Source organism: Streptomyces sp. NPDC054872 (genome assembly GCF_053610705.1).
The window spans coordinates 1-25895 of record NZ_JBSGYY010000055.1; the positions used below are offsets into that span (position 1 = coordinate 1).

Annotated in this window: 28 protein-coding genes and 3 pseudogenes; 16 read left to right on the plus strand and 15 right to left on the minus strand. The window is 67.7% G+C overall.

What is annotated here, in order from left to right; all coding sequences use genetic code 11:
- The first annotated feature begins 820 nt into the window (after nt 1-820).
- Both ACWGIH_RS40080 and ACWGIH_RS40085 read left to right on the plus strand, forming a co-directional pair.
- Complete coding sequence (locus ACWGIH_RS40080) at nt 821-1186, plus strand: hypothetical protein (protein WP_453452305.1); 366 nt, start codon at nt 821-823, stop codon at nt 1184-1186.
- The gene (locus ACWGIH_RS40085) at nt 1186-2037 is read left to right on the plus strand and encodes a Crp/Fnr family transcriptional regulator (RefSeq protein ID WP_453452304.1); all 852 of its coding nucleotides are present in this window, start codon (nt 1186-1188) and stop codon (nt 2035-2037) included. Before ACWGIH_RS40080 ends, ACWGIH_RS40085 begins: the two co-directional genes overlap by 1 nt.
- A gap of 549 nt (nt 2038-2586) precedes the next feature.
- Here the strand turns inward: ACWGIH_RS40085 and ACWGIH_RS40090 are convergent.
- From ACWGIH_RS40090 to ACWGIH_RS40100, 3 genes are all read right to left on the minus strand, one after another.
- Complete coding sequence (locus ACWGIH_RS40090) at nt 2587-3063, minus strand: hypothetical protein (RefSeq protein WP_453452303.1); 477 nt, start codon at nt 3061-3063, stop codon at nt 2587-2589.
- 93 nt (nt 3064-3156) lie between these two features.
- On the minus strand, nt 3157-4407 hold the full coding sequence (locus tag ACWGIH_RS40095) for a helix-turn-helix transcriptional regulator (protein WP_453452302.1): 1251 nt from the start codon (nt 4405-4407) through the stop codon (nt 3157-3159).
- 113 nt (nt 4408-4520) lie between these two features.
- On the minus strand, nt 4521-4919 hold the full coding sequence (locus ACWGIH_RS40100; protein ID WP_453452301.1) for a hypothetical protein: 399 nt from the start codon (nt 4917-4919) through the stop codon (nt 4521-4523).
- Between ACWGIH_RS40100 and ACWGIH_RS40105 the strand changes: the two genes are divergently transcribed.
- On the plus strand, nt 4918-5838 hold the full coding sequence (locus ACWGIH_RS40105) for a replication-relaxation family protein (RefSeq protein ID WP_453452300.1): 921 nt from the start codon (nt 4918-4920) through the stop codon (nt 5836-5838). The genes ACWGIH_RS40100 and ACWGIH_RS40105 overlap by 2 nt on opposite strands.
- Before the next feature lie 211 nt (nt 5839-6049).
- Complete coding sequence (locus tag ACWGIH_RS40110; protein WP_453452299.1) at nt 6050-6469, plus strand: DUF5958 family protein; 420 nt, start codon at nt 6050-6052, stop codon at nt 6467-6469.
- 906 nt (nt 6470-7375) lie between these two features.
- Here ACWGIH_RS40110 and ACWGIH_RS40115 read toward each other — a convergent pair.
- Together ACWGIH_RS40115 and ACWGIH_RS40120 are read right to left on the minus strand one after the other, a co-directional pair.
- Entirely contained in the window at nt 7376-7540 is a 165-nt protein-coding gene (locus tag ACWGIH_RS40115) for a hypothetical protein (protein ID WP_453452298.1), read from the minus strand.
- Between the two features lie 472 nt (nt 7541-8012).
- Nucleotides 8013-8648: a hypothetical protein gene (locus ACWGIH_RS40120; protein WP_453452297.1), complete on the minus strand. Its 636-nt coding sequence runs from the start codon at nt 8646-8648 to the stop codon at nt 8013-8015.
- A gap of 331 nt (nt 8649-8979) precedes the next feature.
- Here ACWGIH_RS40120 and ACWGIH_RS40125 point away from each other — a divergent pair, with 331 nt between their 5' ends.
- Both ACWGIH_RS40125 and ACWGIH_RS40130 read left to right on the plus strand, forming a co-directional pair.
- Nucleotides 8980-10344, plus strand: a complete 1365-nt coding sequence (locus ACWGIH_RS40125; protein WP_453452296.1) for a serine/threonine-protein kinase — start codon at nt 8980-8982, stop codon at nt 10342-10344.
- Entirely contained in the window at nt 10341-10697 is a 357-nt protein-coding gene (locus ACWGIH_RS40130; RefSeq protein ID WP_453452295.1) for a hypothetical protein, read from the plus strand. Before ACWGIH_RS40125 ends, ACWGIH_RS40130 begins: the two co-directional genes overlap by 4 nt.
- 189 nt (nt 10698-10886) lie before the next feature.
- Here the strand turns inward: ACWGIH_RS40130 and ACWGIH_RS40135 are convergent, their stop codons facing one another.
- The 7 genes and pseudogenes from ACWGIH_RS40135 to ACWGIH_RS40165 form a co-directional block, all read right to left on the minus strand.
- Nucleotides 10887-11207, minus strand: a complete 321-nt coding sequence (locus ACWGIH_RS40135; RefSeq protein WP_453452294.1) for an excalibur calcium-binding domain-containing protein — start codon at nt 11205-11207, stop codon at nt 10887-10889.
- A gap of 187 nt (nt 11208-11394) precedes the next feature.
- Entirely contained in the window at nt 11395-12366 is a 972-nt protein-coding gene (locus ACWGIH_RS40140) for a hypothetical protein (RefSeq protein ID WP_453452293.1), read from the minus strand.
- A 29-nt stretch (nt 12367-12395) separates the two neighbouring features.
- A complete protein-coding gene (locus tag ACWGIH_RS40145; protein ID WP_453452292.1) occupies nt 12396-12776 on the minus strand; it encodes a PIN domain-containing protein in 381 nt (126 codons plus the stop codon).
- A complete protein-coding gene (locus ACWGIH_RS40150) occupies nt 12773-13051 on the minus strand; it encodes a hypothetical protein (protein WP_453452291.1) in 279 nt (92 codons plus the stop codon). The genes ACWGIH_RS40145 and ACWGIH_RS40150 overlap by 4 nt, the downstream gene beginning before the upstream one ends.
- Nucleotides 13052-13186: 135 nt before the next feature.
- Nucleotides 13187-13456 (minus strand): annotated as a pseudogene (locus tag ACWGIH_RS40155) (GNAT family N-acetyltransferase); the annotation flags it as partial.
- A gap of 66 nt (nt 13457-13522) precedes the next feature.
- The gene (locus tag ACWGIH_RS40160; RefSeq protein WP_453452290.1) at nt 13523-13822 is read right to left on the minus strand and encodes a hypothetical protein; all 300 of its coding nucleotides are present in this window, start codon (nt 13820-13822) and stop codon (nt 13523-13525) included.
- On the minus strand, nt 13819-13968 hold the full coding sequence (locus ACWGIH_RS40165) for a hypothetical protein (protein WP_453452289.1): 150 nt from the start codon (nt 13966-13968) through the stop codon (nt 13819-13821). The genes ACWGIH_RS40160 and ACWGIH_RS40165 overlap by 4 nt, the downstream gene beginning before the upstream one ends.
- Nucleotides 13969-14005: 37 nt before the next feature.
- On the opposite strand from ACWGIH_RS40165, the gene ACWGIH_RS40170 reads away from it, so the two are divergent.
- The 6 genes from ACWGIH_RS40170 to ACWGIH_RS40195 all read left to right on the plus strand — a co-directional run bounded on the left by ACWGIH_RS40170 (nt 14006) and on the right by ACWGIH_RS40195 (nt 20915).
- The gene (locus ACWGIH_RS40170) at nt 14006-14866 is read left to right on the plus strand and encodes an ETEC_3214 domain-containing protein (RefSeq protein WP_453452288.1); all 861 of its coding nucleotides are present in this window, start codon (nt 14006-14008) and stop codon (nt 14864-14866) included.
- A 665-nt stretch (nt 14867-15531) separates the two neighbouring features.
- Nucleotides 15532-15759 carry a hypothetical protein gene (locus ACWGIH_RS40175; RefSeq protein ID WP_453452287.1) on the plus strand — a complete coding sequence of 76 codons (228 nt, stop codon included), beginning with the start codon at nt 15532-15534 and terminating at the stop codon, nt 15757-15759.
- 75 nt (nt 15760-15834) lie between these two features.
- On the plus strand, nt 15835-16911 hold the full coding sequence (locus tag ACWGIH_RS40180) for a hypothetical protein (RefSeq protein ID WP_453452286.1): 1077 nt from the start codon (nt 15835-15837) through the stop codon (nt 16909-16911).
- Between the two features lie 1211 nt (nt 16912-18122).
- A complete protein-coding gene (locus ACWGIH_RS40185) occupies nt 18123-18281 on the plus strand; it encodes a hypothetical protein (protein WP_453452285.1) in 159 nt (52 codons plus the stop codon).
- Between the two features lie 111 nt (nt 18282-18392).
- Nucleotides 18393-19151 (plus strand): bestrophin-like domain, encoded by a 759-nt coding sequence (locus ACWGIH_RS40190; protein ID WP_453452284.1) that lies wholly within the window; start codon nt 18393-18395, stop codon nt 19149-19151.
- 834 nt (nt 19152-19985) lie between these two features.
- Entirely contained in the window at nt 19986-20915 is a 930-nt protein-coding gene (locus ACWGIH_RS40195) for a bacteriocin fulvocin C-related protein (RefSeq protein WP_453452283.1), read from the plus strand.
- A gap of 103 nt (nt 20916-21018) precedes the next feature.
- Here ACWGIH_RS40195 and ACWGIH_RS40200 read toward each other — a convergent pair.
- Nucleotides 21019-21786 (minus strand): annotated as a pseudogene (locus ACWGIH_RS40200) (transposase).
- 118 nt (nt 21787-21904) lie between these two features.
- Between ACWGIH_RS40200 and ACWGIH_RS40205 the strand changes: the two are divergent.
- Complete coding sequence (locus ACWGIH_RS40205) at nt 21905-22456, plus strand: hypothetical protein (protein WP_453452306.1); 552 nt, start codon at nt 21905-21907, stop codon at nt 22454-22456.
- 511 nt (nt 22457-22967) lie between these two features.
- On the plus strand, nt 22968-23312 hold the full coding sequence (locus tag ACWGIH_RS40210; RefSeq protein WP_453452282.1) for a hypothetical protein: 345 nt from the start codon (nt 22968-22970) through the stop codon (nt 23310-23312).
- 105 nt (nt 23313-23417) lie between these two features.
- Here ACWGIH_RS40210 and ACWGIH_RS40215 read toward each other — a convergent pair whose 3' ends face one another.
- Nucleotides 23418-24173 carry an SDR family NAD(P)-dependent oxidoreductase gene (locus ACWGIH_RS40215; RefSeq protein ID WP_453452281.1) on the minus strand — a complete coding sequence of 252 codons (756 nt, stop codon included), beginning with the start codon at nt 24171-24173 and terminating at the stop codon, nt 23418-23420.
- A gap of 123 nt (nt 24174-24296) precedes the next feature.
- Here ACWGIH_RS40215 and ACWGIH_RS40220 point away from each other — a divergent pair, with 123 nt between their 5' ends.
- The gene (locus ACWGIH_RS40220; protein ID WP_033325690.1) at nt 24297-24731 is read left to right on the plus strand and encodes an Rrf2 family transcriptional regulator; all 435 of its coding nucleotides are present in this window, start codon (nt 24297-24299) and stop codon (nt 24729-24731) included.
- 87 nt (nt 24732-24818) lie between these two features.
- On the opposite strand, the gene ACWGIH_RS40225 is transcribed toward ACWGIH_RS40220, so the two are convergent.
- Nucleotides 24819-25136, minus strand: coding sequence for a DUF6221 family protein (locus ACWGIH_RS40225; protein WP_351172489.1), 318 nt, complete (start codon nt 25134-25136; stop codon nt 24819-24821).
- Between the two features lie 542 nt (nt 25137-25678).
- Here ACWGIH_RS40225 and ACWGIH_RS40230 point away from each other — a divergent pair.
- Nucleotides 25679-25828 (plus strand): annotated as a pseudogene (locus tag ACWGIH_RS40230) (IS110 family transposase); the annotation flags it as partial.
- Between the last annotated feature and the right edge of the window lie 67 nt (nt 25829-25895).

The following is a 25895-nucleotide window of genomic DNA, read 5'->3' on the forward strand; positions in this document are numbered from 1 at the left end:
GCCTCGACCAGGCGCCGGGGCCGAAGCACAGGGCGGCGGCGTCCAGCAGCGCGTAGGTCACGGCCGCCAGCCCTTGCTCGAGGGAGTAGGCCGATTGTCAGTGCCGTGCCGTAGCGTGATGGTGCGGAGCGTATGAGCAGTGGCACGAGGAAACCCCAGAGGCGGCCGCTCCTCCGCAGCGAACAGGTAAGACCTGCAGGTGAAGTGCGTCACACGAAGGCGCTGAACTGCCCTGTTGAGGGCCGGAAGTGACTATCCGGTAGGTGTTTGGCGCGGTCCCGGAATGACTGAGGGGCGGCGCCGTTGGCGCCGCCCCTCAGGTTGCGAGTCCTGTCATTCGTCGGACGTCCTCCCTGCTCAGAGAGTCGGGGGGCCCCAGGGGCACCACCCCCAAGGGGCCCCACACGACAGCTGCGCTAGGCCCACCAAGGCTCAACGTCAGCCCGATGACTGTAACGCCGCACCCGGCCTCAGCATTCCATGATTTCAGGGAATTCACTCACTTGCCTTGAGCGCAGGGAATTTCGTCGTCCGGTAAACCTCTGGGCGGTGGTAGAGGGAAAATGCCATCGGCATGCTCCCGAAGGGCGCGCGCACGGGCGCGTGCGCCCCTCCCGGACACGAAAGGAACGTCACCTCGATGTGGAATCCTTGGTCCGGAGCGACAGTTTCTGTAGGCCCACACTCGTGCTATATCCTGCTGCGATCGAGAAGGTCCTGTTTTTAACGGACCACCAATCCGTGGATCTTCTCGTTGATCTTCCGCTAGGCCCACCAACAGCTCGTCAATAAGAAACTCAACGTCAACCAAGGAGCACCCGTGAACGGGTTCCTCGTTGCTGTGGTCGCGATCGTTGCGATCGTGGCCGTTCTTGTCGCTTACGCGATCAAGAATCTCTCGTCCACCCCGATGCGGATCGTCGCGGTGATCACCGCCATCACGGCGCTGGTCGTGGCGCTGCCGCCGCTCTTCGACGCCCTGCGCCCCGCCGACCCGGCCGCCGAGCCCGGCGTGCAGGCGCCCACGACGCCCGTGGCCCCGCCGACGGGCACCGCCCCGCCGGCCCCGGCCCCGGCTCCCTCGTCCCCGGCGTCGCAGGTACCGGGCACCGCATCTGGCACCCCGCAGGCGGTGTCCGGTGCCTACTCGGGTGGTCACGGCCGCCCGGGAGGTGAGGCCCTGTGATGGCGGGCAACCGCCGACGGGGGGACCGTGACCGCGCCTTGGCCCAGAACCGGGCGCGCGACCGGGCCCGCCCCCTTCTGATCGGCAACTCGCTGTACCAGCTCGACGAGACGACCGGCCGCGTCCAGTTCGAGGCCACCCGCACCTTGGACGCGATGCTCGACTACAACGCGTTCTTCCAGCGCTTGCCGTACGCGCACCGGTACGACCTCGCCGCGACGTTCCAGCGCCGTATCTACCCCCGCAAAGATCCCCTGCGGGGCTCGGCCAGCGCGATGGTGCACGTCGTGCTCAGCGGCTGCGTGGTCGAGTCGGCCTCCTACGGGGAGACCTCGACGGTACGGATCCTGGGAGCCGGGTCCGTGCTGGGCGACCTGGAGGTCTTCGACGAGACACTGCCCACGCCCACCGCCCGCTGCCTGAACACCACGACGACGATGGCGCTGCCCATGGAACGGATGCGACTCCTGGCCGAGAACAACTCCGTCTTCAGCGCGGCGCTGGGCACCGCCGTCACCGACCGCCTGGTGACCTCCGAGCGTGTGTACAACCGCGTCGGACTGCGTCCCGAGGAGCGTCTGGCCGGGCTCTTCACGCATCTGCTCAGCATCTGCGCGGTGCCCTGCCCGGCCTTCGGCCGGATGCTGGAGGGGCCCTCTCAGACGGACCTGGCCGAGGCCCTCAACCTGAGCCGGGCCACCGTCGAATCCGCCCTGCGGCTGCTCCGCAGGGAAAACCTGGTGGTCACCGGCTACCGGACCTTCCAGTTCCCTTCGGAAGCTGCCCTCGCCGGATTCGGTAAGGTCCGCATTCCGGCTCAGCGGGTTACCGGGGAAGCCTCGCACCGATAGATATTTGCGCGACCCCGAGGCGCCGGTTGGGAGAGAAATCTCCTGACCGGCGCCTTTTCCTGTGTGGTCTAGACGTATTATTCTCTCGAAGACTTCAAAATTAGGCATTGATCCTTGATTTCGGAACGTTTTAGAGCGAAACCCGAATTCACTTTTCGGCAGTTTATGGTGCAGTTAGCCGCATGCGCCACGAGAAGTATGTAATGCCGCTTGTGAGTGCCAGATAAACAGACGAGGCAGTCGATGTTCCGGTGCTCGACCCCTTCGCCGCTCCTCGCAGCCCGCCGGGACTTGGCGCATGGTCGGTCGCAGGTTCGTTGCGCACGGCATGCCGCCGGTGCCGCCTTGATCAGCTCGTCGCAGTGCCAGCAGAACTGAGTGCACTGCCTAATCGGGTGCCCTGTTTGTGTGTGGTGGCGCGGGCTTGCCGCAGCGCCAGCCGCAGACGGGTCCCGGCCTGGCAAGACTGCTGCGCCTGGCACGCAGGGCAGGTGTCCAGGTGCGCGAGGTAGTCCCGGTACACGGCCTGTGTCGTCCTCGCGCTCACTTTCACCCCCCGGCAGTCAGACAGCGCTGACCCATGGCGATCAGGGCTGTCACGGATGTCAGAGCGCACAGATCGCCCGGCAGGTCTGGCAGCACCAGCCAGAAGGTTCCCGGCGGGTGGGTCAGGTGCGTCGCGGGCACGCCCAAATAGGTGCCGGCACCCAAAAGAGGCGCCACCTCTTCGTACTGCCACGCCAAGGGCGGGGTGGGATCCACCAGCGCGTAGTAGTGGGAGCCGAAGGCGTCACAGATCACCGGCCCCGCCAGCATTCCCGCAAGCGTCCCCCGCACCGCCTCCGTGAGGTCGGTGCCACACGCCGCATGCACGAGGCGGCCAGAAAGCCGCACCGCACAAAACCGCGTTCCACACGGAAGCAGCGCAACACCTCGATCCGTCCACTCACGCGAGGCCTGCGCTACGCCCTGTTGAGATCGCGCGAACCACTGCGAGATAGCTCTGTCTGACTGCTGCGTGTCCACCCTCTGCCCCTGCCGTCATCAGCGTCGATCAGGTCTGATGACGACCGTAGGGGCGAGTGTTGAGGACCGCCGACCGGATTGCGGTCGGTGCCTTCAGGCGGCCAGGAGCCCGATCTCTGTCGCGAGTTGGGAGGCCCGTCGTCGGCGGGGGGCCTGCGGAGATTCGACGGCCTCGATGATGATGCTGCGCGCGTAGCCGTTGTAGCGGATCGTCTCGGGCGCGGAGCGGTGCGCCTTTTCAAGGGTGGCCAGGGCGACATCGGGTTGGTTGTCGAGTGCGTAGCCCCTGGCCTCCTCGATGCGGTGGCGTGCGCGGCGGGGCCTGGAGCGGATGGCGTGCTCGTCGGCGCGGGCTGCTTGGCGGACGGACTCTGCACCCTGGTGGAGTTCCACGGCGACGGTGACGGCGTGGGCGCCCATGATGGCCTGCGAGAACGAGGTGACCGGGTGGTAATAGTCCACCTCGAGGCGAGAGGCCATGTTGTTGGCCGTGTCCCAGTGGGCCCATGCGGTGCCCGTTTCCCGGCGGCGGGCTGCGGTGTATCCCAGCTCGAAGCGCAGCGCGCCGGCGATCGCCAGGACGTCGTCGCCGGCGTCCGGCAGCAGCGGCTCGAGCAATTGCAGAGCCTGGAGATTGACCGCGTCGGCGGCGTCGAAGTGGCGGGGGCCGCTGTCGCGGTGCGCCTGGGCCATGAGCCAGGATGCGACGCCGACGGTGTGTGGGTCTTCGGACTCCTGCGCTGCGATCATGCCGCGTTCGGCGACCCGCCACAGCAGGCTCGAGTCGGGCTGGTAGGCGATGAAGAACTGCGCCAGCGAGTACGTCTGGGCGAGAAGCCCCTGTGCTGCGCGGCGGTCGCTGTTGGTGTCGGCATGCCGCACCAGCAACTGCGCGTCCCGGATCAGGTCAGGCAGCAGCCTGCCGATGACCTCGCGGTGATCCGGTGCACGGTGGCGTGCCTTCCATGCAGCGTGCAAGCGGGCCTCAACATGTGCCATGGGGGGCGGCTCGACTGCGGAGGACAGCGGGAAGCTGTCGATGGCGGCCTTGACCGCGGCCAGCCGCGGGTGGCCGGGGCCGATGAACAAATCGACGTGCATGTCCGGGTGGCCGGTCAGGTCACAGAGGTCACCTACCCGCAACGCCTCAGCGATGCGCATCACCATCTCCAGGCCGGGTGCCTTCTGTTGCCCGTTCTCGATCTTGCGGAGGGTGTGAGGCGACACGCCGACGAGGTCCGCGAGCTGGCCCTGCGTCATACCGCGCCGCTCGCGCAGAATCTGCACGCGTTGGCCAAAGCGCAGCGGGTCGCCGTACGGGTCCGGGCTGACATTCGAAGGCACGCTCTCACCCCAGTCTCTGAACAGGTCGCACCGTCAGGGTATGGGGCGCGACCACTTCTACGGCAGGACTCCGACCGGAAACACCCGAGGGCAAGACACAAAGCCCTTACCGCTCAAAGGCGATAGACCTCCAGCCACACCGGCGCCGGGGGCACGGCTTCCAGGGCCGGGACCGCCCACAGGGGCGCGGCGGCTCCGCCCAGCACCGGCCCCGCCACCAGCCGCGTCACTTCCACGGCCACGACGGTTGCCATCCCACAGACATGCGGCCCCACCAGCTGGCCCTCCAGCAGGGCCTGCAAACCGCCGCGGGCGGGTCGGCTGTCCAGTGCTGTCAAAGGCGCGTCGCACAGCGGTCGTCCGGGCCGTGGTCTGGCCGACCACAGGCCCGACCACGACGTTTGTGTCCCCATCGTGACCGTGGTCGGGGCTTTGTGGTCGGTGGTCTGGTCGGGGGCGGCGGTTTTCCTCAAGGGCAGCAACAACCCGTGCTGACCAAGGAGCTTGACCATGTCTGGCGCCCAGAAGGGATGTCCCGCCGCGTCGTACACGCCCCAGCCCGGCGAGCCGCTGCCCCACCAGCTGCTGGCCGCGCTCGCCCAGCACCGGATGGCCACCACCAGCCAACTCCGCGAACTCCTGCGACCGAACACCACCCGCCAGGCCGTGTCCGCCCCGCTGAACACGCTGCGGCACAAGGGCCTCGTCGACTACACGGTGCTGCCCCAGTCCAACCGCACCCGCGCCTGGTACCTCACCGGTGAGGGCGCCCGCTTGACCCGGGACTTCCCAGCGCTGCGGGGCCGGCCTCCCTATCCGATCACCTCCGCAACGGCCGCCTCGCTCAAGACACCGCACACGCTCACCGTCGTGCGAACCCACCTGGCCTTTGTGACAGACGCCCGCCGGCTGGGACACGAGCACGGACCGTGGGACTGGACCCCCGAGGCCACTCACCACCTCGGCGAGGGCGAGCGCCTCATCGCCGACGCCCTCATGCACTACACCCTCACCCGATCCGACGGCCAAAGCACCAAACTGCGGGCATTCATCGAAGTCGACCGCTCGACCATGAGCAGCGAACGCATGGCTTCAAAGCTCATCGCCTACGCGCGCCTGCGCCTCTACCAGCCCAGCGCCGTCAGGCGGCGCAAACCCGCGCCGGGGCTGGAGGGGCCGGTGTGGCAGCGCTGGTATCCCCTCTTCCCGCGTGTCCTGTTCATCCTCACCGGCGCCCACCGCCACACCCTGACCCACCGCACCGCTGACCTACGCTCCATGACCGAAGCCCACCCCGCCGTCACCGAACTCGCGCGCCACACCCCCCTCGGCGCCGCCGTCCTGGAAGACCTGGAGCAGCACGGCCCCACCGCCGCCATCTGGACACCCCTCACCGGCGACCCCCAACCACGCCCCTGGACCGATCTCTGAGCGAGACAGCCAGGACCACCAGAATCTGTCATGACAGCTTCAGACGCGGAGCCTGCAACACACCCAATACCGACCAGGACTCGCGCCAGCCTGTGACACCCCAGGCTGGCTGCTCTACCGGAAACCGTGCCGCGCAGGCCTCACACGCCTCACACCTGCACCACTGGTCTCAGGCTCGTTCTCGACCACGGCGCTGTGGAATGATCGGCAGATGTTGGGGGCCAGCAGTGAGGATGGGCAAGCGCTTCGGCGCGAAACCGAGCAAATCACCAACGAGGTCGCCCAAGAGCTGCGCACGCTGGACGAGGCAACATCCTGGTTTGCCGCCCTTTCCCCGGCAGGACAACAGGCTGTACTCCAGGAAGTCGCCGGCTACACGATGCAGGCCCACATCACGGCGGCAGACGGGCGTGAAGGAGTCACGCGATCCGGCGTGAAACCCACGGCCAACCCATCAGTGATGATCTGCATGAACCCCCCTCGCTACGGGTTTGCAGCCCTCCCCGCCGACGAACACCTCACAGCGTTCCGTGTCCTCGTCTCCGTGTTCTCCGTCGCCGACACCCGCCGCCGGCACACGTACTGCAAGGGCACCTGCGCACACCCCTGGCACCACATGCCTCCCCGGTGAAACGCCGTGGCACTCCGACCCGCATGAGGTTTCCCTGTGCCGCGCGGTCAGCCCATCGTTTTGGGGAGCACGTCGCACGCACCACCCTCAAGCACCGCCACCCCACGCCCACACCAGCGCGCCCGTGCGGAACGCGACCGGCGGGCAGCCCCGCCCTCACCGCCCTGAACGAACACGGCAACATCCACGAACACGCGCCATTCACGCCCGCCCACACGCAGACGGCCCCAACACCGCACACCACACCACCCACCCCACCAGCTGACCCCACACCGAGCCGCGAGATGCCGCCATACGGCCAAACCCCACCACTCCCCCACTCCCAACGGCCCGACACTTCCCAGGACAAGACACCACACCCCCTGCACATCCAAGACGTGGACCCGCTGACAAACCTTCAGATCTCAGGTCGTCACCGAAGAGTGAAGCTGAAGCTCACCTCGAGACACCAACCAACCGATCACTCGATGTGCGCCTCACCCAATACCCCCCAGAGCGAAAACCAAGAGCCAAACGGCCGCCAGACTCAGCACCAGGCGCCAGATGCCCCACACAAAACGACGAGCAAGCCAGTTCCTGTTCCAGCTCGGCGAACCGGTCATCGGTCAGCTTGGGCAGTTTGGGAGGTCCGGCGGAGGCCAGGGCAACCGTCCCGCCCCGGCCCGGCTGTTCACCGCGGGTGATCCCGGCATCGATGCGGCCCTCGGCGCCGCGGGGAGATCTCCACCGGCCCGGCCGCTGAGGGCGCGCGACCGGGCCAGGCACCCGCAAACGGCACGCGCCGTGTGATGAGCAAGCGCACCGGCCGCGGGAGTGTGACGAGCGGCCCGCCCTCATGAGCTCACACCGTCCGGGCGGGCCGCTCTCCCGTGCCGCGGGCTGTCCGACGTGCCACGGCACGGGGGGCTAGGGCTGCCAGCGGCGGACGACTCCGGCCCGCTTCGCGCACCTCTCATGCAGCCGGACCGTGATGCCGCCGGCCGAGATGGACACCCTCGCGAAGGCCTTGAAATTCTGGCCCTGGGTGATCGGCTGATCGCAGTGTCCGCAAAACCACGTGCCCTCACTCATCGGCGGAGCTCCTGGCTGCCGCGCGAGCGCACCGCAGCGCGTCGCTCTCCCTAAACCGTGTCGGCAGGAACACGGGCAAGCATGCTCAGGGGCTGCGACCATCTGTCCCGCCTCCCCGCCCAGGAGAGTCGAGCCGTGGCAGGGGTGAGGCTCCGTCACCTGCCGGGCCAAGAGGTGGGCCAGGCACGGGCTGCTGACGACTCAGGGCGCTGTGTAGGCTCCGGCGCCTCAGTCTGCGTCTGTGTCTCTGTGACCGTCTCTGCCGGACGCGGCAGCGGGATCGCCTTCTCACTGGGTGACGGCGTCGGGCTCGCCATCGGAGGCGGAAAGAAGGTCCACGCCCCAGGCCCGGCAAGAGCGTCGAGACCGTGCCCCTCAGCGACTGGACCCGCTACGGCTGGCCCGTCCGCCGGGTCTTGTGACCTGATGGGCCAAACTCGCGCGGCTCACGATCGTGAACCTCGATCTGAGGTCAGATGCCTACCCGCACGTCATCGCGGATAGCGCTGACTCGCCTGGCGAAGGCCTTGAGGTCGACCTTGCCTGCGGCCGATCCTCGGCCGATCGATTGGCTCACGGTCGCCACCGTCGAAGCATCGGCCCACATGCATTCTTTGCCCACCATGGTGAGGGGGTCACCGAGTGCGTCCACCGTCTTCTTGGCGACGCGGCACTCCAGCGGTTCGTCGGACCCTGGGACGTGGATGGTGCGCGGCCCCACCAGCACCTGCGGGTCGTTGTCCCGCCGGTCCAGGACCTGCTGGAGTTCATTGCGTGCCGTGACTGGGCTGAGGACCGTGCCATAGACCCCAGTCACGGTGAGAATGCCTCCGTACTCATCACCTTTGGGGTGATAGGCGCCAAAGACGGGCGTCGGGCCCTGTACCTGGCCCGCCATGGCTTCAGCCAACGTCTCGTCCGCGTCAGCAGCATCCTTGGAGCGCACATAGGAGCCGTGGGCCACGGCATCCTTCATCGCCAGTCGGTAGAGATCGGGGCGCTCGGCCGTGTCCCCCTTGGCTGGATTCGCTGGATGCTCGTCCGTCGCGCTGCATCCCACGAGCAGGACGGAGGCCGCCACGAGGGCGCCCCACCCCAGGCGTTTCATGCCAGTCCCCTTGTCGTTGGACGGCAAGGCCCCCGTGACCGTGCCGGCCTCCCAGCGTAGTAGGAGTTGATCTTTCAGGGGCGCTCCGCTCGAAGTCCGTGGCCCAGGCAGCAAGGAACTTGCTGCTCCTCACGCAAAGTCCGTTGGATCCGCTGCGACTGGACCATCCGCAGCGTCCTGTAGTTCGCTGCCCCCGGCATCCTGAGTGGTGCTCCCAACTCCACTACCGGTTGCCCCCTCGAAGTGGGACAGAGCAGGGGCGCTGGGTTGCCAGATTCCGTAGGCTCTCGACTGAACACACATGACGCCGAGGGAAGTTGGGAGCGCCACCTTGCAATCACAGGCTGGCACCGGCCCGATCATCGGGGGGCGCTACCAAATCGTCACACGATTGGGAAGCGGCGGGTTCGGGACCACCTGGAAGGCGCAGGATGTACTGCTGAACGTGGAGGTCGTGCTGAGGGAGGTTCCGCTCTCCGGCTCGGCCACAGCGGACAGCGGAGTTGTCGCCCAGGTCAAGCAAAACGCACGCCAGTTCGCACAGCTTCGTTACCGCCCCGACGTGGTCTCGGTGTTCGACGTGCTGGTCGACAGCGGCAGGCTCTGGATCGTGACGGAATGGGTGGAAGGCACGTATCTGGAGCAACTGCTCCAAGAGGGACCGGTGCCGAACCGGCAAGTGGAGCGGCTGGCCCGGGACTTGTTGGTCGCGTTGCAAGCCGCTCACGTGGCAGGCGTCGTGCACGGCGACATCAGACCGGCCAACATCCTGCAAACGGAATCCCGGAAGTTCGTGCTCTCCGGCTTCGTGGATGTTCCGCTCTCCCTGTCCCTGGGAGCACCGGTACCCCTAGGCGGCGGGCCAGAGTACGTGGCGCCGGAGCTGCTGGAGCGCGAGGAACCAGCCAGCGCGGCAGGCGATCTGTTCTCACTGGGCGCGACCCTCTACCAGGCGGTGGAGGGCTACTCTCCGTTCCGGCGCAGCTCGACGGTCGAGACTGCAGCGGCCGTGATGTTCGAAGAGCCTCGCCCGGTACAGCGCGCAGACCGGCCGTTGGCCCTGCTGATTCACGCCCTGCTGGCCAAAGACCCCCGCGAGCGACCGAGCATTGCCCAGGCCCTGCAGGCGCTGGACGGCATCTTCCCGCAGCCCACGCGGGCCGAGGCCGATCCCACTGCTACTCAGGGGGTGGCGCACCCACCGTCTGCGGCAGCCTCCTACAGCGTCCATCATCCTCTCGGGCTGTCCCTGGCCAAGGTCGCGGTGCTGGTGTCGGGAATTAGCCTGCTACTGGCAGCAGGGGTAGCGCTGGGGGAATCCGTCAGCGAAATACCTCACGAGTGGTTCGTGGTCGGCTTGTTGGTCGTGCTCTGGGCCGTATTGATCGCCCGTGGCGTCAGCGCCGCCCTGCACAGCCAGCCCTACGTCCGGCAACGGCAAGCGCCAGCAGTGGACGCAGCCACGTCTGTCAGGACTCGGCGCGCCAGATCCTTCTGGGAAGGCTTCACCGACGTGGGTTCCTTCAGCGACGTGCGCTCCCTGGTGCCCCCACACCCGACACGGCACGAACGCCTTCGCCTCGCCTACAACGAGTTGGGGCCCCCGCCCGGCCTGCCTCCTACAAGCCCTCTGCGAGAACCGGACCAGCCCCGTTCCCCAGCGCCGGATCACGACCCCGGGACGGGGGGACGATGAGCGACGCCACACCGCCACCCGAACGTCAGGCCCCGACAGGGCCATCGGGAACCTGGCAAGACCTCCCGCTGCAGGAACAGATCGAAGCATGGAACGCCGCCGTCCCCAACAGCGCCGAGCGAATGTTTCGGCAGGTCGAAGCCGACTACGAACACCGACGGCACATGGATCGGATCGACGTGCGCTTCCGCGTGTTCGGCGCCGTATTCGCCTCCACCCTTGCCGTCGCTATCGTCGGCACCGCCTACTACGTCATCGCTGAAGGCTCAGCCGCGGCCGGAGCCGGCCTGCTGGGAACAGGCGTCGCAGGCCTCGTGGGCATCGTGCTCCAGCGCAACCGCAACCAGCCGTAGCATCACTGGCCAGCTCACCGCGAGCCAACACCGCCTTGGGGAGACGGGGAGACGCTCCCTGCGTGAAACGCCTCCCCTGACGCAGAAGGCGATCCAGTCATCTTGCCCCCCGGCCAGCCGCCGGATAGGCCAATGCACCCATTGGCGCCCCCGTCGACGTGCACGCTGGCAGGCGACGCCACGGCCGCGTCAGGGGATGTAGGGGTCGCAGGCGATGCCGTCACCATCCCGGTCAAGCTCGGGGCGGTAGCCCGGCTCACCCTGGAGCAGCGGAGCCGCACCAGCCGCCCGTGCCTCATCACAGTTCTCGTAGTAGACGTTCTGAGCTGCTGACGACTCAGGGCGCTGTGTAGGCTCCGGCGCCTCAGTCTGCGTCTGCGTCTCTGTGACCGTCTCTGCTGGACGCGGCGGCGGGGTGGCCTTCTCGCTGGGCGACGGCGTCGGGCTCGACGTCGAAGGGCGAGGAGCCGGGGAAACACTGGTCGTAACCGGCGCCTGCGGCTCATCCACCCCGCGGCCGCAGGAGGACAGAATGCCCCCAGCGCCAGTAGCCCTCGACTCACCAGGGAACGAGCACGTCAGGCACTGCGCCGGTGTTGGCGCACGTTTCTACCCCAGTAGCAATGTACCTCAGCTGCTCGCGTCACCGTTTCCATCGTGCTCCTCAGGAATCGCTGGACGTGGCACTGCTGCCAGCTCAACTGGTCGGACGTTCGGGCTCCCCGGCCGCGTCGAGCTGAGGCAGGGCGAGGGCGGCTGCGCCCTTGGCGGAGGTGAGAGCGTCAGCGAGCGCCTTCGTGACGACGTCGGCCTCGCCGGTGAAGCCCTGAATCTCCTGCACGGCAAGGTCGTCGCGCGCGGTACTGGCAAGGAAGTCCAGGACCTGCTCGCTGTCGCCGGAGAGCTGCTCGATCTCCTGGAGTTCACGCCATCGCTCGTCGGCCTCACGGACCTGTGCTGCGAAGGTTTCAAGAGCCTTGACCCGGTCCGTGAGCTTGCCCAGACCAGCATCGAGTGTGCGCAGGCGGTCTGCCGCCAGCTCCGCGCTCTTCGCACCCGAGGGCTTCTTCGGCGCCTGCTGTAGGAGATTTCGGTACGCGCGCAGCCCCTGGGCCAGCTCCCATTCCTGCTCTGGGAGGGCAACGCTGTTGCGGTCGGCGTCGACCAGCCCGCGTGCATGGACCTGGGAGGCGAGGATCTCGGCTCTGGCCATCTGGGCTCGGGCCAGCAAGGCGTTGCCCTCGGGCGTCAGGTCTGCGGGGCTGATCCATACATCGCCATGCCTGGCCTGGAGCGCCTGGAGTTTCCGGCTTTGCCGTACCAAGGGCACCGTGCGCGCCCCGGCAACGAGGATCATGGCGAGGGCCAGGGCCCCGGCCAGCCAAGGGGCCCATCGACCGCCGTCGATCTTCTCGGTCACTTCCGCGGCCCAGATCACCAGGCCGCCCACGACGCCCGCAGGAATGCCGACCACCAGGCTTTGGATGGCGGGCAGCTCCACCTCGGGAGGCCCGTACAACGCAGCCTCGCGCGCAAAATGCTGAGAGCGCACATCGAGAGTCGGGTTGAACACCCGAGACGCCTGGAAGCGTGACCTCAACGTGCGCATTCCGTCGTGCCTGCCTGTGTCGCTCAGCTCTTCTTCCTCGGGCTCTGGCTGCTCAGCCACTACCAGCGTCTTTCGTCTCGATGACCGGGTTACGCGTAAGGGTTGAGTGGGCTCACGCCGGTGCCGGCGTACAGCCGAGGGGCGGTGCTGATCACGTGGAGCGTTTCGCCCTGTGACAGCGCCTGCCAGTGCAGGGCGGCCGGGTGTACTACCGACCAGGGCACCGTGGACGGCCAGGTCAACGAGTCCCGCAGATTCGCTGCCTCGAAGGGCGCGATCGTCATGAAGGGGCGGGAGGCCGCGTGTGTACCGGCCCCAGGCGTCTCACGCTCGGCGGTCAGGATCGACAGGGCCGGGGCGATGATCTGGCCGCGGCGGTGCGAAGCCTCCACGTACAGGCTGGTAAAGAACTCCTCCCCGCGGAAGAGTCCGCTCAGCGCGGTGTGGTCCAGCACGACGGTCAGGTTCACGCGGCGGTGGTCCCGGTGTTCTTCCGCTCCTGTTCGGCGTGCCGGGCGACGAGATCCCACGCCGCCTGTCCCCGGGCCTTGAGCTCGGGTGTGTAGTTAAGGCCGAGGTCAGCGGCGGCCTCGCGGGCCCGCTCCTCACGCTCGGCAGCCGTCAGGCGCGACAGCGCAAGTTCCTCCACCAGGTCGGCGATGGTCGTGCCGTCCTCCTCCGCGAGGACGCGCAGCCGGTTGCGGGCCTGCTCGGTCGTCTTGATGCTTGTCGTCGGTTTCCCCATAGCCTGCATTCTACCGCCGGTAGAACCAGCGTGAAGGCTCTTTGAGTCATGCCGCAAGACGGCAACCGTTTACCTGGCAACACTGCACGTGGCGGGCATCTTGATCTGTCTACACGGTTGTAGACAGACACTGGCTCACGTGAAGCCCGTCGGCCCCACCAGGCCAAACCGTTGCTCGGCGCCGAAATCCTCGAACCGCTCTACTCCCGTGAACCCAAGCTTGGCGGCGAGGCGCACAGAGCTCTTGTTAGCAGTCTGGGTACAGAGAACTACCGGCTCGCCGGGAAGGGCGTCAGCGAACCAGGCAAGTGCTGCACCGCACGCCCCGGCAGCGCAACCATGGCCCCACGCTGCTGGCAGAACAATGAAACCGAGCTCAGCTTCCCCAGCTTTCGCAGCGACAGGGCACCGCCCGGCAACTGGGCTGTCAGCCCTGGCACATCGGCCCTTGCCTACGGTGCGCCGCCCCCATCAACCGCTACGGGCCCCAGGGCCACCTCGCCTGCACCAACTGCCACACCGGACCAGCCCGCCTCTAAAGCGCCGCAACAGCAGGAGGCGCCCGGGGAGAAGCATGATCGAACCCACACCGCGACGGCGGCGCGGATTCATCGCGTAGGAGAGGCGGTCGGTGGCGCCGGACTGTTGGACCAGGCTGTCGAAGAGGTCGGCGAGCAGCCACACCACAAAGTGGTGTACCACTTCCTTCGGCGGGATCGCCCCGAACTGGTCGCACCAGGCCACTGCATCCATGCCTATGGCTGCGGTCACGAGGTCCCCGCGGACCATCGGTCCGGCGCGTGGTCGGCCGGTTCGAAGCCGGGGAGCTTGCGGATCACGGCCGGGATCAGATCACTCGGATCGCGGCGATCCTCCTCTTCGCCGTCCTGCTGGCCGATGATGTGCGCGCTGGGCACGCCCACCAGGAGGACAGGGGTGCGGCATCATTCTGCGATGGAGCCCGATCCCGCACCCTGGTACAGCGTCACCCTCAACGTCTGGCAACTCGCAGGAGTGCTGGTCGCTGTCTGGACCCTCGTCAAGGCGCTCACCGAAGGGTGGCGACGCACCCTGGGCCGCAGATTTCATCTCACGGTCCGCCTCCGCAAGATCGCCCCAGGGGTCCGGCACGACTACGTGGAGTCCTTGCTCGGTGAGGCGAAGTGGCAGTCGACGAAGAGGTGCATCCGCCTGACCGGAGCCGATGGCGTGGGCGACAGCGTCGAGGTCACCGAGCGGACCTGGCCCCTGTCCCGGCTGGGCTATCTGATCACCTGGTCCGAGGACGATGCCGTGGTGATGTACGGGATCACCACGACCAGTTGGTGGTTTCGGCCCGCGGTCCTGATCGGCCAGACGCGCATCCGCCTGGGGAAGACGCCCTTCGCTGCCCTCACCGACCCCCAGACCCACTCCGCTCGGCTCGGCAACCGGCGGTACGGGTACTTGGAAAGCCACTACTACGGAAACCCCGACGGCTACCGGTCCTGGTACATCGGAGTCAACGACATCGGATACAACGCCACACCTCCATCCCTCGACTGGTTCGACGACCAGGACGAGGAGCGCACCCAGCTTCTGCCCGCCTGCCGTCATGCCTACCGTGCGCGCGCACCGATCAACACCGTCGTCATCAGCACAGCTCAGTACGAGGAACTGCAGGACTGCAGCTTCTTCCATACCTCCCTGGGAGTCGATCAGGACCTGGTGCGCTTGGCGGACCCCGAATTTCACGTGCTCGACGGCCGGATCAGCCGCACCCATCGGCGCATCCGGGATTGGAATTGGCGCCTGCGGCACCACTGGCGGCAGTGACCCCTTCGCCGGCGGAGACGGCCTCCTACGGGGCAGCGAACAGGCTGAACTACAGCAGGGCCCGGCGGGAGATCCGCCGGGCCATGACTCTTGTCCTACGTTCTCCGCCCGCGAGAGTCGTCATCGCCCGGGGAAGGAAGTCCGGTGACTGGCCTGTCGGCCGTGCCACCTTGCGGAGGCGCCCCGCTGCAACGGGGGCCTCCTGCGTTCTGGGTGCGTGTCCGGACCGTTGGACCAGCGCCTCTCTGTGTACGCGCATGCGCGACCCGCGGGCCGCGCGCGTCACGCGCACGTGGGAACGAGTTCAGAATGGGGGGGGATCCGGGGGCCCGTACAGAGGTGTAGGCAGATACTTTCCCCTATCCAGGCGTCACCCCGTGTGACCTGCACTGATACGACAGAATTTCGGGTTGTTAAATCCGGCTGCGAACCATCCCTTGAACAATTGTGTTCCGACCGTTAAATAACAGGTCAGCGCTTTATTTACGGCCTGCCTCCAATGGGAACTGAAGCGGCATTGTCAGACGTAGGCGTGGGTAGCGTGGGCTTCGCTGGCGCCTGTGGCTGCAACCACCGGCGCGAAGTCCCGTGCCCTGCAAGGCACTTGAGCACCACAGTTCCGGACCGCTAGCTGACCATCCGTCTCCTGTTGGGAGTCAACTTCCTTGTCGTACCTGCTTCCTGAGCCCGTTCCTGTTACGCAGAACGGGCCATGCGCGCACACCTCGGCGAGCGCCGCCAAGGCCTCGCCCCTGGCCTCCTTACTCCTGCTGGTCATACTCCTGGCCGCGCTGGTCGTCCTGCTTGCCCGCGGGATGAAAATCGAGGAAGCCCTCGCCGTCCTGGGGGCCGGCGGCCTGCTTGCCGTCGAACTGCGCCAGCGTCTGCTCTGACCCGATTCCCTCGCCGGGGCCCGTCTCCTCGACAGGCCCCGGCCCCGTTCCGGGCTCGAGAAGGAGATGGACACCGTGGCCCGTCCCGTGAAGAAACTGCCCCCCGGCGCTGACCCGCTGGTGGCCTTCGCCCGCGACCTCCAGGCGCTGCGCAAGCAGGCCGGCGATCCGCCGCTGACGCTGATGGCCGAACACAGCGGCCTGTCCACCGCGACGTTGTCGAACGCCCACGCGGGTAAGAAGCTGCCCACCTGGGCGACCGTCAACGGCTACATCCTGGCCTGCAACGGCGACCCCGAAAGCTGGAGCGCGCGCTGGGAAAGCCTGCGCCTTGCCGCCGCCGGCATCTCCGGCGACGTGTGCCGCAAGGCACTGAGCCGTTGGGAACGCACCGGCAACCTCACCCCGCCGCACGTCGCCGACGAAGCCGGGCTGCGCGAGCTCCTGAAGACGCTGCTGGACTTCAACGGGCTCAGCCACCGCACCCTGGCCCAGCAGGCGCCCGGCTACTCCCACGTCACCTACGGGGCCGTCCTGCGTGGCGCCCGCCCGCTGAAGGCGAAGATCCTCTACCAAATCCTCATCGGTTGCGGCGTCCACTCACTGCGAAGCCAGGAGGCGTGGTTCCACCTGATGAGCCGCTTCTCCTTCAGGGAAGGTGTGGAAGGCGGCAAGCTGCTGGCCCGGGTGGAGCAGCCCCTTAAGTACGCCGGTGACATCGACCTGAAGATGCTCAGGGCCGTCCTCGAACGTCTCGAGCGCGGCCGCGGGCTCCTCGCCGCCGACATTGTCTCGTCAGGCAGCATCAACACCCTGTGCACCGCCTACGAGGACATGCTGGCCCTGCTGCTGTCCTCGCTGCAGCGCTCGCCCGTGCCGCTGCCGCCCAAGCTCGGCTACGCCTTCGACCAGATCGTCGGCGAGCTGCGCAACAGCTCAATTCCCAACCCCGCCGCCATCGCCGCCCTCGTCCCGCTCGCCATGCCGTTCCACCAACGCCTACGCACCCGGGTGGCCATGGCGCTGACAAACGCGGGTGAGCTGCTGCGCCGGGCAGAGACCGGCCAGCTGAACATCCGCGGCGTGGCAGGAGTCCGTCTTGCACTCCCGCCGCCCGGACGCCTCCAGCGCACCTCACCGACCGCCTCGTAGACCCTACGCGGGCGGGGAGTGCGGCCTTGAGCATTTCGAGGCCGCACTGCCTGATCACGAGCGGGCGCGGTTCGCCCTGCTCGACTTGGAAGCAGCTGGGATGGGGCCCAGTTGGTATCTCTCCGTACTACTGATGGGTTTCCCTCCATACTTGGCCACCGGCCTGTGGGTCCTGGTCTGCGCTGTGCTCGTATTCGTCCAGGCCCACGTCTTGCGTTGGGCCGCCATGGAGAAGAAACCCAAGGGAGCGAAGCTCGCCGAGACGTCCTTTTGGGTCGTGGTGGTTGCGGTGGTGATCTTGGTAGCCGAAGGGCTCATCCGCGGGCTTCTCGAGGCACAGGTGAATACCTTGCGGGTTCAGCGTCGCCTGGTGCCGTATTCCAGGACGGAACGGCACGTCGTGGAGCTGCTCAAAGCGGCCATCGCTCCGGCCAGTGGGATCCGGCCCGGTCATCCTCGCGCAGTTCGGGTACGTCTTCGATCGCGCAGGCAGCTGGCGGCACGCCTGCCAGGTCAGCGGCCGGCCGTGGCGGGCCAGCCTTCCCGTGGGCTTTGGGCGTACACGGCCTGCGAGGCGAGGTCAGTGATGCATCCGGTGCGCCCAACTCTGCGGCGCAAGGGGCGGACCGGTGGGCGCTTGATCCGCGCCGTTGGGGGCACTGCGCCACCGGCCCCCCGGGTTCGAGCGGCATCATCCGTGACCGCCCCGACTCATGATCGTTGACCGGGATGCCGGCGCCTGAGGGCGGCGGCATCCCGGCTTGCTTCAAGAGCGGGGCGGTCAGGTCAGGGCGTGGCGGGGAGGATGGCGGATGGGCGGCTGGATCGGTGTCGGTCTGGGAGCTTGCGCGGCGTTGTGCCCGCTGCCGCACCACGGGGGTGCGGCCGTTGCCATGGACCACAGCGCGGCCGGGGAGCGTCTGGTGGTGTGCGCTCCAGACGTATGGGTCGAGCTCAGTCACCACCATCCCCAGCCCCCTCCCCCGCCACCGCCACCGCCGCAGTCCGCACCCCCGCCGCCGCGGCCGCCGGCGCCCGAGCCCGCTGCGGTGCCACACCTCGCGCCCGCGCCCCGGCCGCCGGTGCCCCCGCTCGTGCAGCGGCCGGACATCGCAGCCGCCGCGCCCCGACCCCCGGCACAGTCCGCGCCGCCGGCCGGCCCGCCGCCTGTCCCTGCCCCGGCTCCCGTCGCAGGGCGGCCCAAGACGGCGGTGGCCAAGGCCTTTGGGTGGGTGCCCCGCCCGCACTACACCGGCGGTCCCTCACGCCCGGTTCCGGCCGGCCTGCCGACCACCATGACCACCCTCGTCATCACGCTGCCGGGCATCCTGGCCGCCGCCGCCCTGCGACCCCGCTCCCGCCGCGGCTGACCGCCACCAGGCGGCCCGCGTCCGGGCACACCGCACACCCCCACACCGCCCCTTCCCCCGCTCCCCCGCTCCCCCGCTCTCTCGCCCGCTCATCCGTCCTGGAGTTGTGCTGTGCCGGAATGGCTCGTCTACACCCTGGCCTCGATCCTGGTCTGCGTCCTTGTCATCACCGCCACCGTCATGCGCCACCGCCGCGTGGACGCCGACGAAGACACCTCCCAAACCCCCGACGTGCTCGAATACATGGTCATGATGGTCGGCGTCGTCTACGCCATCGTGCTCGGCCTGGCCATCGCCGGCGTCTGGGAAGCCCGCGGCGCCGCCGAAGACACCGTCCAGCGCGAAGCCCAGGCCCTCTACGAAATCGACCAGCGCCTGGACGTCTACCCGGCCGCCTTCCGCAGCCAGATCAAAGACCACATCGACGCCTACGCCCACCACGCCGTCACCACCGAATGGCCCGCCCTCAAAAACGACACCCCCCTGGACACCACCGGCGCCGACCTGCTGGCCCGCATCCGCCACGACATCGCCCACCACACCCCGGCCAACGAGCTCCAGGCCCAGGCCTACCAGCCCCTGCTGGATCAGGTAGCAGCCGCCGACGACGCCCGCCACCAACGCCTGGACAGCGCCGGCACCACCCTGCCCGGCGCCCTGTGGTTCGGCCTCATCGCCGGCGCCGTCGTCACCCTCGCACTCCTCTACACCCTGCAAATCCGCCGCTCCGCCCGCGAACTCATCCTGGCCACCACCTTCAGCGCCCTCATCGTCTTCCTCCTCTTCCTCGTCTGGAGCTTCGACGCACCCCTGGGCCACACCGGCACCGACACCGCCCAACCCCTCACCAACCTCATCACCACCACCTGACCCACCACACCACCCGCCGGAACGACCAGGTGCAACAGAGCGGTCCGCAGACAGGCCTGCCCGCCGCGCCCGGCCCAACCCCGGCTGCCGGCACAGCCCTCACAGCCGTCTTCGCCGTAAAGATGGCGTGCGCACCACCCGAGCACACCAACAGCCCGGCCTACAGGCACAGCAACGACGCACAGATGACGGCTGCAGGTCCAGGCGCCGACCGCTACCCCCCGGGCCGGCGGTCTCACGGCAACCGGCCTGCCGCTCCGACTGGAGCTGTTTGAGCGCAGCCAGCAGCGACCTGCGCGAGGCAGCCACACCGGACGCCCGTAGAACATCAGGGCGTGCGGCGGCGCCGCTACGGTGACGGCACACGTCATTGAGCAACCATCAGCGAGTACGGCTCTCCTGGGAGGACCGCGACGAGCGGGACCCACCGGTGCCTGACGGTGCCTGTGTCTCCGGGTGAACGCCGTCCCGCACGGCACCGGCCTGGGAAAGCGGGACCTCGGACCCCGCCCCGAGCACCACACGGTGTACAAAACCGCCATGTCTACGCGCTCGCCGTGCACGACCCGGACCTCTGACCGGCGGGCTGTCTGCGCGCTCACCATGACGGCCGCGCCCTGGCTGCTGTCCGCACGTGCGTGCCCGCGAGGGTGTGCGACGCGCGATCTCATCGAAATGATTGACACTCAGCAACGCCCCGGAGAAGGCTTTCCCCTCGGGCGTCTCCCGAGCGCGCTCGAGTGACCCAGGGCCACGCAAGCCGCGAAAGGCGTGCGAACGCTCACCGGACGGGCGCCATGGAACGGTTCGTCACACAAACGTGGGGAGAAGTTCATGACCGAGTGGATTCTGGCATTCGACGCCGACTGCGGATTCTGTGAAGAAGTCGTCGATCGGGTGGGGAACTCCGTCGATGGAACGCTGGCCACCGCGGGCCTCACGGAACCCAGGGTCCGTGCACTGCGCGTGCGTGCTCTGGGCGAAGGGGCCAAGTGGGCCCCGACCCTGCTGGCGGTCGACGGCGACCAGGTGCGGGCGTGGACCGGAACCGCACTGTCCCTCCGGCTGGCGCGGCTGCTGGGGCCGGCGGACTCGCTGCGGGTGGTGCGCGCGCTCCGCGGCCTCGACGCGCTGCGCTCACCGGGCCGTCGGGGAATCCTCAAGGCCGTGCCGGGGCTGGCGCTGGGGACGTTCCTGGTCACCGGCGGTCTGGCGGCCTCACCCGCGCAGGCGGTGTCCCGCGTCAAGAGGAGCAAGGCCTCGCGCTGGGTGCAGGCCAACCCCGACCGACTGCCCACCGGCTACGCCGAGTTCGTCTCCTATCCCGCGGACTACCGGCGCGCCGTCTACGGAGCGCTGTCCGCCTCGGCCCGGAGCGATCTGTGGGTGGCACACTTCGCGCACTACCGAAAGACACACCCGGGTCTGTCCACCGGGCAGTCCGCCGTCCTGGACGACGCGACGCGGCTGGCACCGCAGATCATCGCAGGACGCGGGCAGGGAACGGCCGCCGACGATCTGCAGTCAGCAGCCGTGTCGGCATTCGGCGAGAGCGGCGCCCACGCGATCCTCAAAACGCTCGGCCCCGCCGGCACGCACAGCACGGCACCCCGGCGCGACCAGGGCATCCAGGCCCAGGACTGCAATTCCCGGTGCGGGACGGGCACCGGAAGCTGCTCCTCAGTGTGCTACAGCGGATGCACCTGGACAGACTACGGCTGCGGCCCACTGTGGCTGGCTCCATGCAGCGGCCTCTGCAACTGAACTTGCCACACGGGGATTGCGCCTTCCGCCAGGCGGCTAAGGGATGCCCCGTAACGATCTTGGAGGGTGGGGGCAGGGTCTGTCGTCGCACTGTCTGTTCGCCCTAGCCGACGAGTGTAAGGTTGTGGAGGCGGGCGATGCCGAGCATGGCGTGATGGACGCCGTCGCCTTTGAGTCAGCAGTCGCGGAGGCTCTTCCAGCCCTTCATGCGAGCGAACGTGTGCTCGACGCGGGCACGGACTCGCTTGTGGGAGCGGTTGTGTTCCTCCTTCCAGGCCGGAAGTTCTTCTCCCCCGCGGCGCCGATGCGAAATGACCAGGCCGGTTCCTTGATAGCCGCCGTCGGCGATGGTCATGGTATTGCCGACGGTGGCCTTGGCGCCGGATTCTGCCCAGCCGCGGGAGTCGTGGCGGTTGCCAGACAGGGGCCGGCCGACGACCACGACCAGGCGGGTATCGGCGTCGATGATCACCTGATGAGCCGTGGAACAGCGGTAGTTTTTCGACTGCTCGGCCACTGCATGATCGCGGGTGGGTATCAGCGTGCCATCGACGATCAGGACGGTGTCCTCGCGGAACCGCTTGCGCGGTTGCAGCGCAAGCAGTGGCCCAAGACTGTCGATGATCCGGTCCGCCGCCGACGTCGAGACCCCGAACAGCGGGGCCAGCTGTCGCATCGTCAAGTTCGTTCGCCAATAGGCCACGACCAGCATGATGCGGTCCTCCAGTGGGAGCCCCCAGGGGCTCCCACGTTGGAGTTCAGCAGCCGTCTCACGCCGCACAGTGGTCACCAGCTTGCCGAAGCAGCGCGGGTTCAGCCCGGTGAACGGGGCTATCCAAGACGGCTCCGATCCCGTGATCACTGCTGCCACCTCAAGACCATCCCACCGCCCCAGGGCCCGGACTTACGAAGATCCCCACGCGCCGGAATTTCACTGGGCGCTCTCGTCATCGGCCGGTACCGTGCGACGCAGAACCAAGGGGGATGAGCTGGTGCGCCCAGTGCTGTTGGTGGATGTGGACGGACCACTCAATCCGTATGCCGCGAAGCCACACCGCCGACCCGAGGGCTATCAGACGCACCGCCTGCTGACGCCTCGCTGGGAGGCCGCCGAGCGGCGCCGGCTGACCGAGTGGGGGCTGCCGAGCAAGCCCGTGAAGCCGCTACGGGTGTGGCTCAACCCGCATCACGGCCCGGCCCTGGATGCCCTTCCCTACGACCTGGTGTGGGCGACCACCTGGGAGGAAGAAGCCAACGCTTTCATCGCGCCCGTTCTGGGACTGCCCCAGCTGCCCTTCATTCCCTGGTCCTCGCCGCGGGTCCAGCCCGGCAGCGGTGTGTTTTGGAAGACGCCAGAGATCGTCGCGTGGGCGAAAGGCCGTGCGTTCGCCTGGATCGACGACGAGATCACAGAAGCCGATCGCACCTGGGTGAACGAACACCACGATGGTCCCGCCCTGCTGCAGCGAATCGACCCCCGACGCGGCCTCGCCATCGACGACTTCGCCGCGCTGAGGGCATGGGCGACCGGCCTGGAATAGCTTCACCGCCGCTCGGCAACCGCCCGTGACACCGTTCCGCACACACATTTCGGGACACTCTTCGGCCTCGGTGGCGGACGCCTGCTGTTCCCAGCGGCCGGCGCTGCGCAGGCCAGGCCCCGGAGGCTTCACCGTCGTTGACGCAGAGGAAACGGTGCCCAGGCCCGGTTCATCACTCATCGCCAGCGAATCGTTCAGCAAGGTGGAATCCGTACGAAACCCCATGGTGCCCCGTGTGACCAGCCTGGCCACGAGTACGTATGCGGCCTCGGGCAGTGGGATCGGTTATGCCATCCGCAGGCTGGCGTCATCCGGCAGGGGAGGGACTCCGAGTTCTGCGCGTGCGGCGGCAGCGGCCGCCCGCCGAGCATCTCCGAGGTAGTCGCGGAGTGCCTCGCCGGTGGATCTCCATGCGGCGGCGCTCATCCGCACCGTGAGAGCGTTCGCAGCCTCGTCCATGGGCTGGGTGCAGATCATGTGCACCTCCAGGTGCAGTAGCCAAAGTCGGCTGGTGTTCCTCGACCTGCGCGTCATCGAGGTCTTCTCCGTCAAGGCGTCTCTGCGCGAAGCGTTCAACCTCGCGGACGAGCGCGAAGAACCGGATCAAAACGTCCTTGCGTTCCTCTCGAAGGCGGAGAGCGGCAGTGTGCCGCTCGGTCTGCGCCGCGGCCTGCCCACGCCACCGTTCGCTGAGAAGCGTGCCTGCGATGCCGATAACCGCGCCAAGCAGACCGCTGCTGGCGGCGATGACGTTCGCCCAGATATCCATAACCATGCAGTGTTGGGCTCGGATGGGAGTTGCGGGAGTAGTTCGAGAGAGCCGGACAACATGCGGCACAGCCCATGGAGCTTGTAACACGATCACGATCTGGGCCTCTTGAGGCGTGTCCTTGCACACGCGGGCCGTTGACGGTGCGCGCCCCGAAGACACGATGTCCTTCGGGGCGCGAGGGGTTCGGCTTCAGGCGTTGTAGCCGCCGTGGGCGTCCAGCACCGCGCCCGTGACGTACGACGCGGCGGGGCTCGCCAGGAAAGCGATCGCCGCGGCGATTTCGTCGGGTTGCCCCATGCGTTGCAGGGACAGCGAGCTGAGCAGGGCCTTGAGGGTGTCGGGGTCCGGCGGTTGCATGCCGCTGTCCATCAGTCCGGCTTCCACGACGTTGGCCGTGATGTCGCGGGGCCCGAGGTCCCGCGCGACCCCCATGGTGTACCTCTCGATGCCTGACTTGGTCGCCGAGTAGTCGGCAACGCCCGGGACGCCGACCCGGGAGCCCAGTCCGGAACTCACCGTGATGATGCGGCCGCCCGTGCGCAGCACGCGGGAGGCGGCCCGGATGACGGCGATCACGCCGAGGTAGTTGGTGGCGTGCATCCGGTCCAGTGCGGCGGTGTCGGCGTCCGGGTCATCCACCGTGCGGCCCTGCTCCACCGAGATCGCCGCGTTGTTGACGAGGATGTCCAGGCCGCCGAAGTGCGCGACCACGTCGTCGATCAGCGCCGGCGCCCGGCTCGTGTCCGCTTGGTCGGACTGGAAGGCGACGGCCTTGGCTCCCTTGCCGTGCACATCGTCGACGACGGCCTGCGCCTGCTTCTCGGAGCTGACGTAGGTGAAGGCGACGTCGGCACCCTGCTCGGCCAGCAGCCGTACGGTCGCGGCTCCCAGTCCGCGCGATCCCCCGGTGACCAGGGCGACCTTGCCCGTGAGTGGCTTGCTCATTTTTCTCACCTCTTTGATTGATCCTTCAGTCGCAACGTTAATTGTTACGACATCCTGTTGCAACCATCCCTGTTACGACTGTTCTGTCGTAACATGAAGCGTTGCGGCCGAGAGGAGGAGACCATGAGCGCCAACAGCAGGCTGACCATCGCCGCCCACGCGCTGGCCTGGATCGGCCTCTACCAGCGCCAGGGCCATGAGGTCGCCACCTCCGAGCAGATCGCGACCAGCGCGAACACCAACCCCGTGGTGATCAGGCGGCTGCTCGGCGAGCTGCGCAGGGCCGGGCTCGTGGAGTCCCGGCGGGGCGTGGGCGCGGGCTGGTCGCTGGCGCGCGAGCTGGAGTCGATGACCCTGCTCGACGTGTACGAGGCAGTGGAACCCGGCCCGCTGTTCGCAATGCACCGCACCACCCCGGACCAGGGATGCGTGGTGGGTCACGGCATCCAGCCGGCCATGCAGAGCATCTACGAGGGCATCGAGGAGACCCTGAGACACGAGCTGGCCCGCGTCACGCTCGCGAACGTACTCCGGGACGTACTCGCGGCACCTCGCTAAGGGCTGTCCCGTAAACGATCTTCAGAGGGGCGACGCGCGGTCCAGCACACGGCCTTGCTGGGTCCTCTGCTCGTGTACTGCCCCGCTTCAGCCCCGTGCGGGGAAGTCAGGATGGTCGGCGTAAGGCGAGGCAAGGTCACGTAGGTCGTGGCACGGCCAGGGGTCGCGGGCGTGACGGGCCAGGATGCGCCGCTTGGCCTCGACCTCGCGCAGGACACGGGCCGGGTCGTGCAGTGCGACATGCAGAGCAATCGTGGGGTGGAATCCGGAGAGGTCAACCTGGCAGAAGTCGACCGTGTGTCCGTGGGCAGACCATTCCCCGCATCCGTCACCGTCGCAGCGTCGTGCCAAGTCGGCCTCCTCATCGAGCCGCGCCTCGAGAAACTTCACCAGCTTTTCAGTCATAGGAGCATTCTCGACGTTGTATCGGCACCATGAAACGATCTTGTGGTGTCTGGTGTGATCACAGCGTCGGCGTCGTCCTAATCCGGGGGTAACGACAGCCCTGAGAGACGTACGCCCGGGCTGCTTCTGCAGCAGATGTTGGTCGCGATGGCGGTCACGTGAGTGTCGGGCTGACGCCTTGAGTCGTCCGGGGACCTGATCCCTATATCCAGAGCGGTAATGCCCGACGCTCTCGTGACCGCCACCGTCGTCAACACCGCCCGCTTGATCACTCGTTGGTGTCTGTGGTGCGAGCCTGCTTCATGGTGATCCCTCGTAATGCCCGAGCCGCTTCAGCTCCAAAGCAGACCGGGGCCCGTGCAGTGAGCTGGTGCCACGAACAGCTGCTGAGGTGGCGGACCGGCCTCGAGTCGAGTCCTTGGATTAGGTCGCTGCGTGGTTCCGCATGAGCTCGTGACCAGTACGAACACCCGAACACGGGAAGGGGAAGGATTTTGATCTACTGCGGCATCGACTGGGCGTAGAAGACACACGACGTCGCCCTGGTCGACGACAGCGGCCAGTTGGTGGCCAAGCGGCATATCACCGATGACGCCACTGGCTACAAGATCCTGTTGGATCTGCTCGCTGAGTACGGCGATACGGAGGAGTTCCCGATCCCGATCGCGATCGAGACATCCCGGGGCCTGCTAGGCCGTGTGTCGGAAGTGCTCTGAGGGGTGCCCGCTGCGGTGGCACGTTCTTCCGTGTGCCGCCGCA

What these genes read in the sequence shown, in the direction of transcription:
- ACWGIH_RS40085 (WP_453452304.1), top strand. Translation starts at nt 1,186, where the DNA reads ATGGCGGGCAACCGCCGACGGGGGGACCGTGACCGCGCCTTGGCCCAG.
- ACWGIH_RS40105 (WP_453452300.1), top strand. Translation starts at nt 4,918, where the DNA reads ATGTCTGGCGCCCAGAAGGGATGTCCCGCCGCGTCGTACACGCCCCAG.
- ACWGIH_RS40100 (WP_453452301.1), bottom strand. Translation starts at nt 4,919, where the DNA reads ATGGTCAAGCTCCTTGGTCAGCACGGGTTGTTGCTGCCCTTGAGGAAA.
- ACWGIH_RS40110 (WP_453452299.1), top strand. Translation starts at nt 6,050, where the DNA reads ATGTTGGGGGCCAGCAGTGAGGATGGGCAAGCGCTTCGGCGCGAAACC.
- ACWGIH_RS40115 (WP_453452298.1), bottom strand. Translation starts at nt 7,540, where the DNA reads ATGAGTGAGGGCACGTGGTTTTGCGGACACTGCGATCAGCCGATCACC.
- ACWGIH_RS40120 (WP_453452297.1), bottom strand. Translation starts at nt 8,648, where the DNA reads ATGAAACGCCTGGGGTGGGGCGCCCTCGTGGCGGCCTCCGTCCTGCTC.
- ACWGIH_RS40130 (WP_453452295.1), top strand. Translation starts at nt 10,341, where the DNA reads ATGAGCGACGCCACACCGCCACCCGAACGTCAGGCCCCGACAGGGCCA.
- ACWGIH_RS40150 (WP_453452291.1), bottom strand. Translation starts at nt 13,051, where the DNA reads ATGGGGAAACCGACGACAAGCATCAAGACGACCGAGCAGGCCCGCAAC.
- ACWGIH_RS40170 (WP_453452288.1), top strand. Translation starts at nt 14,006, where the DNA reads ATGGAGCCCGATCCCGCACCCTGGTACAGCGTCACCCTCAACGTCTGG.
- ACWGIH_RS40195 (WP_453452283.1), top strand. Translation starts at nt 19,986, where the DNA reads ATGACCGAGTGGATTCTGGCATTCGACGCCGACTGCGGATTCTGTGAA.
- ACWGIH_RS40215 (WP_453452281.1), bottom strand. Translation starts at nt 24,173, where the DNA reads ATGAGCAAGCCACTCACGGGCAAGGTCGCCCTGGTCACCGGGGGATCG.
- ACWGIH_RS40220 (WP_033325690.1), top strand. Translation starts at nt 24,297, where the DNA reads ATGAGCGCCAACAGCAGGCTGACCATCGCCGCCCACGCGCTGGCCTGG.
- ACWGIH_RS40225 (WP_351172489.1), bottom strand. Translation starts at nt 25,136, where the DNA reads ATGACTGAAAAGCTGGTGAAGTTTCTCGAGGCGCGGCTCGATGAGGAG.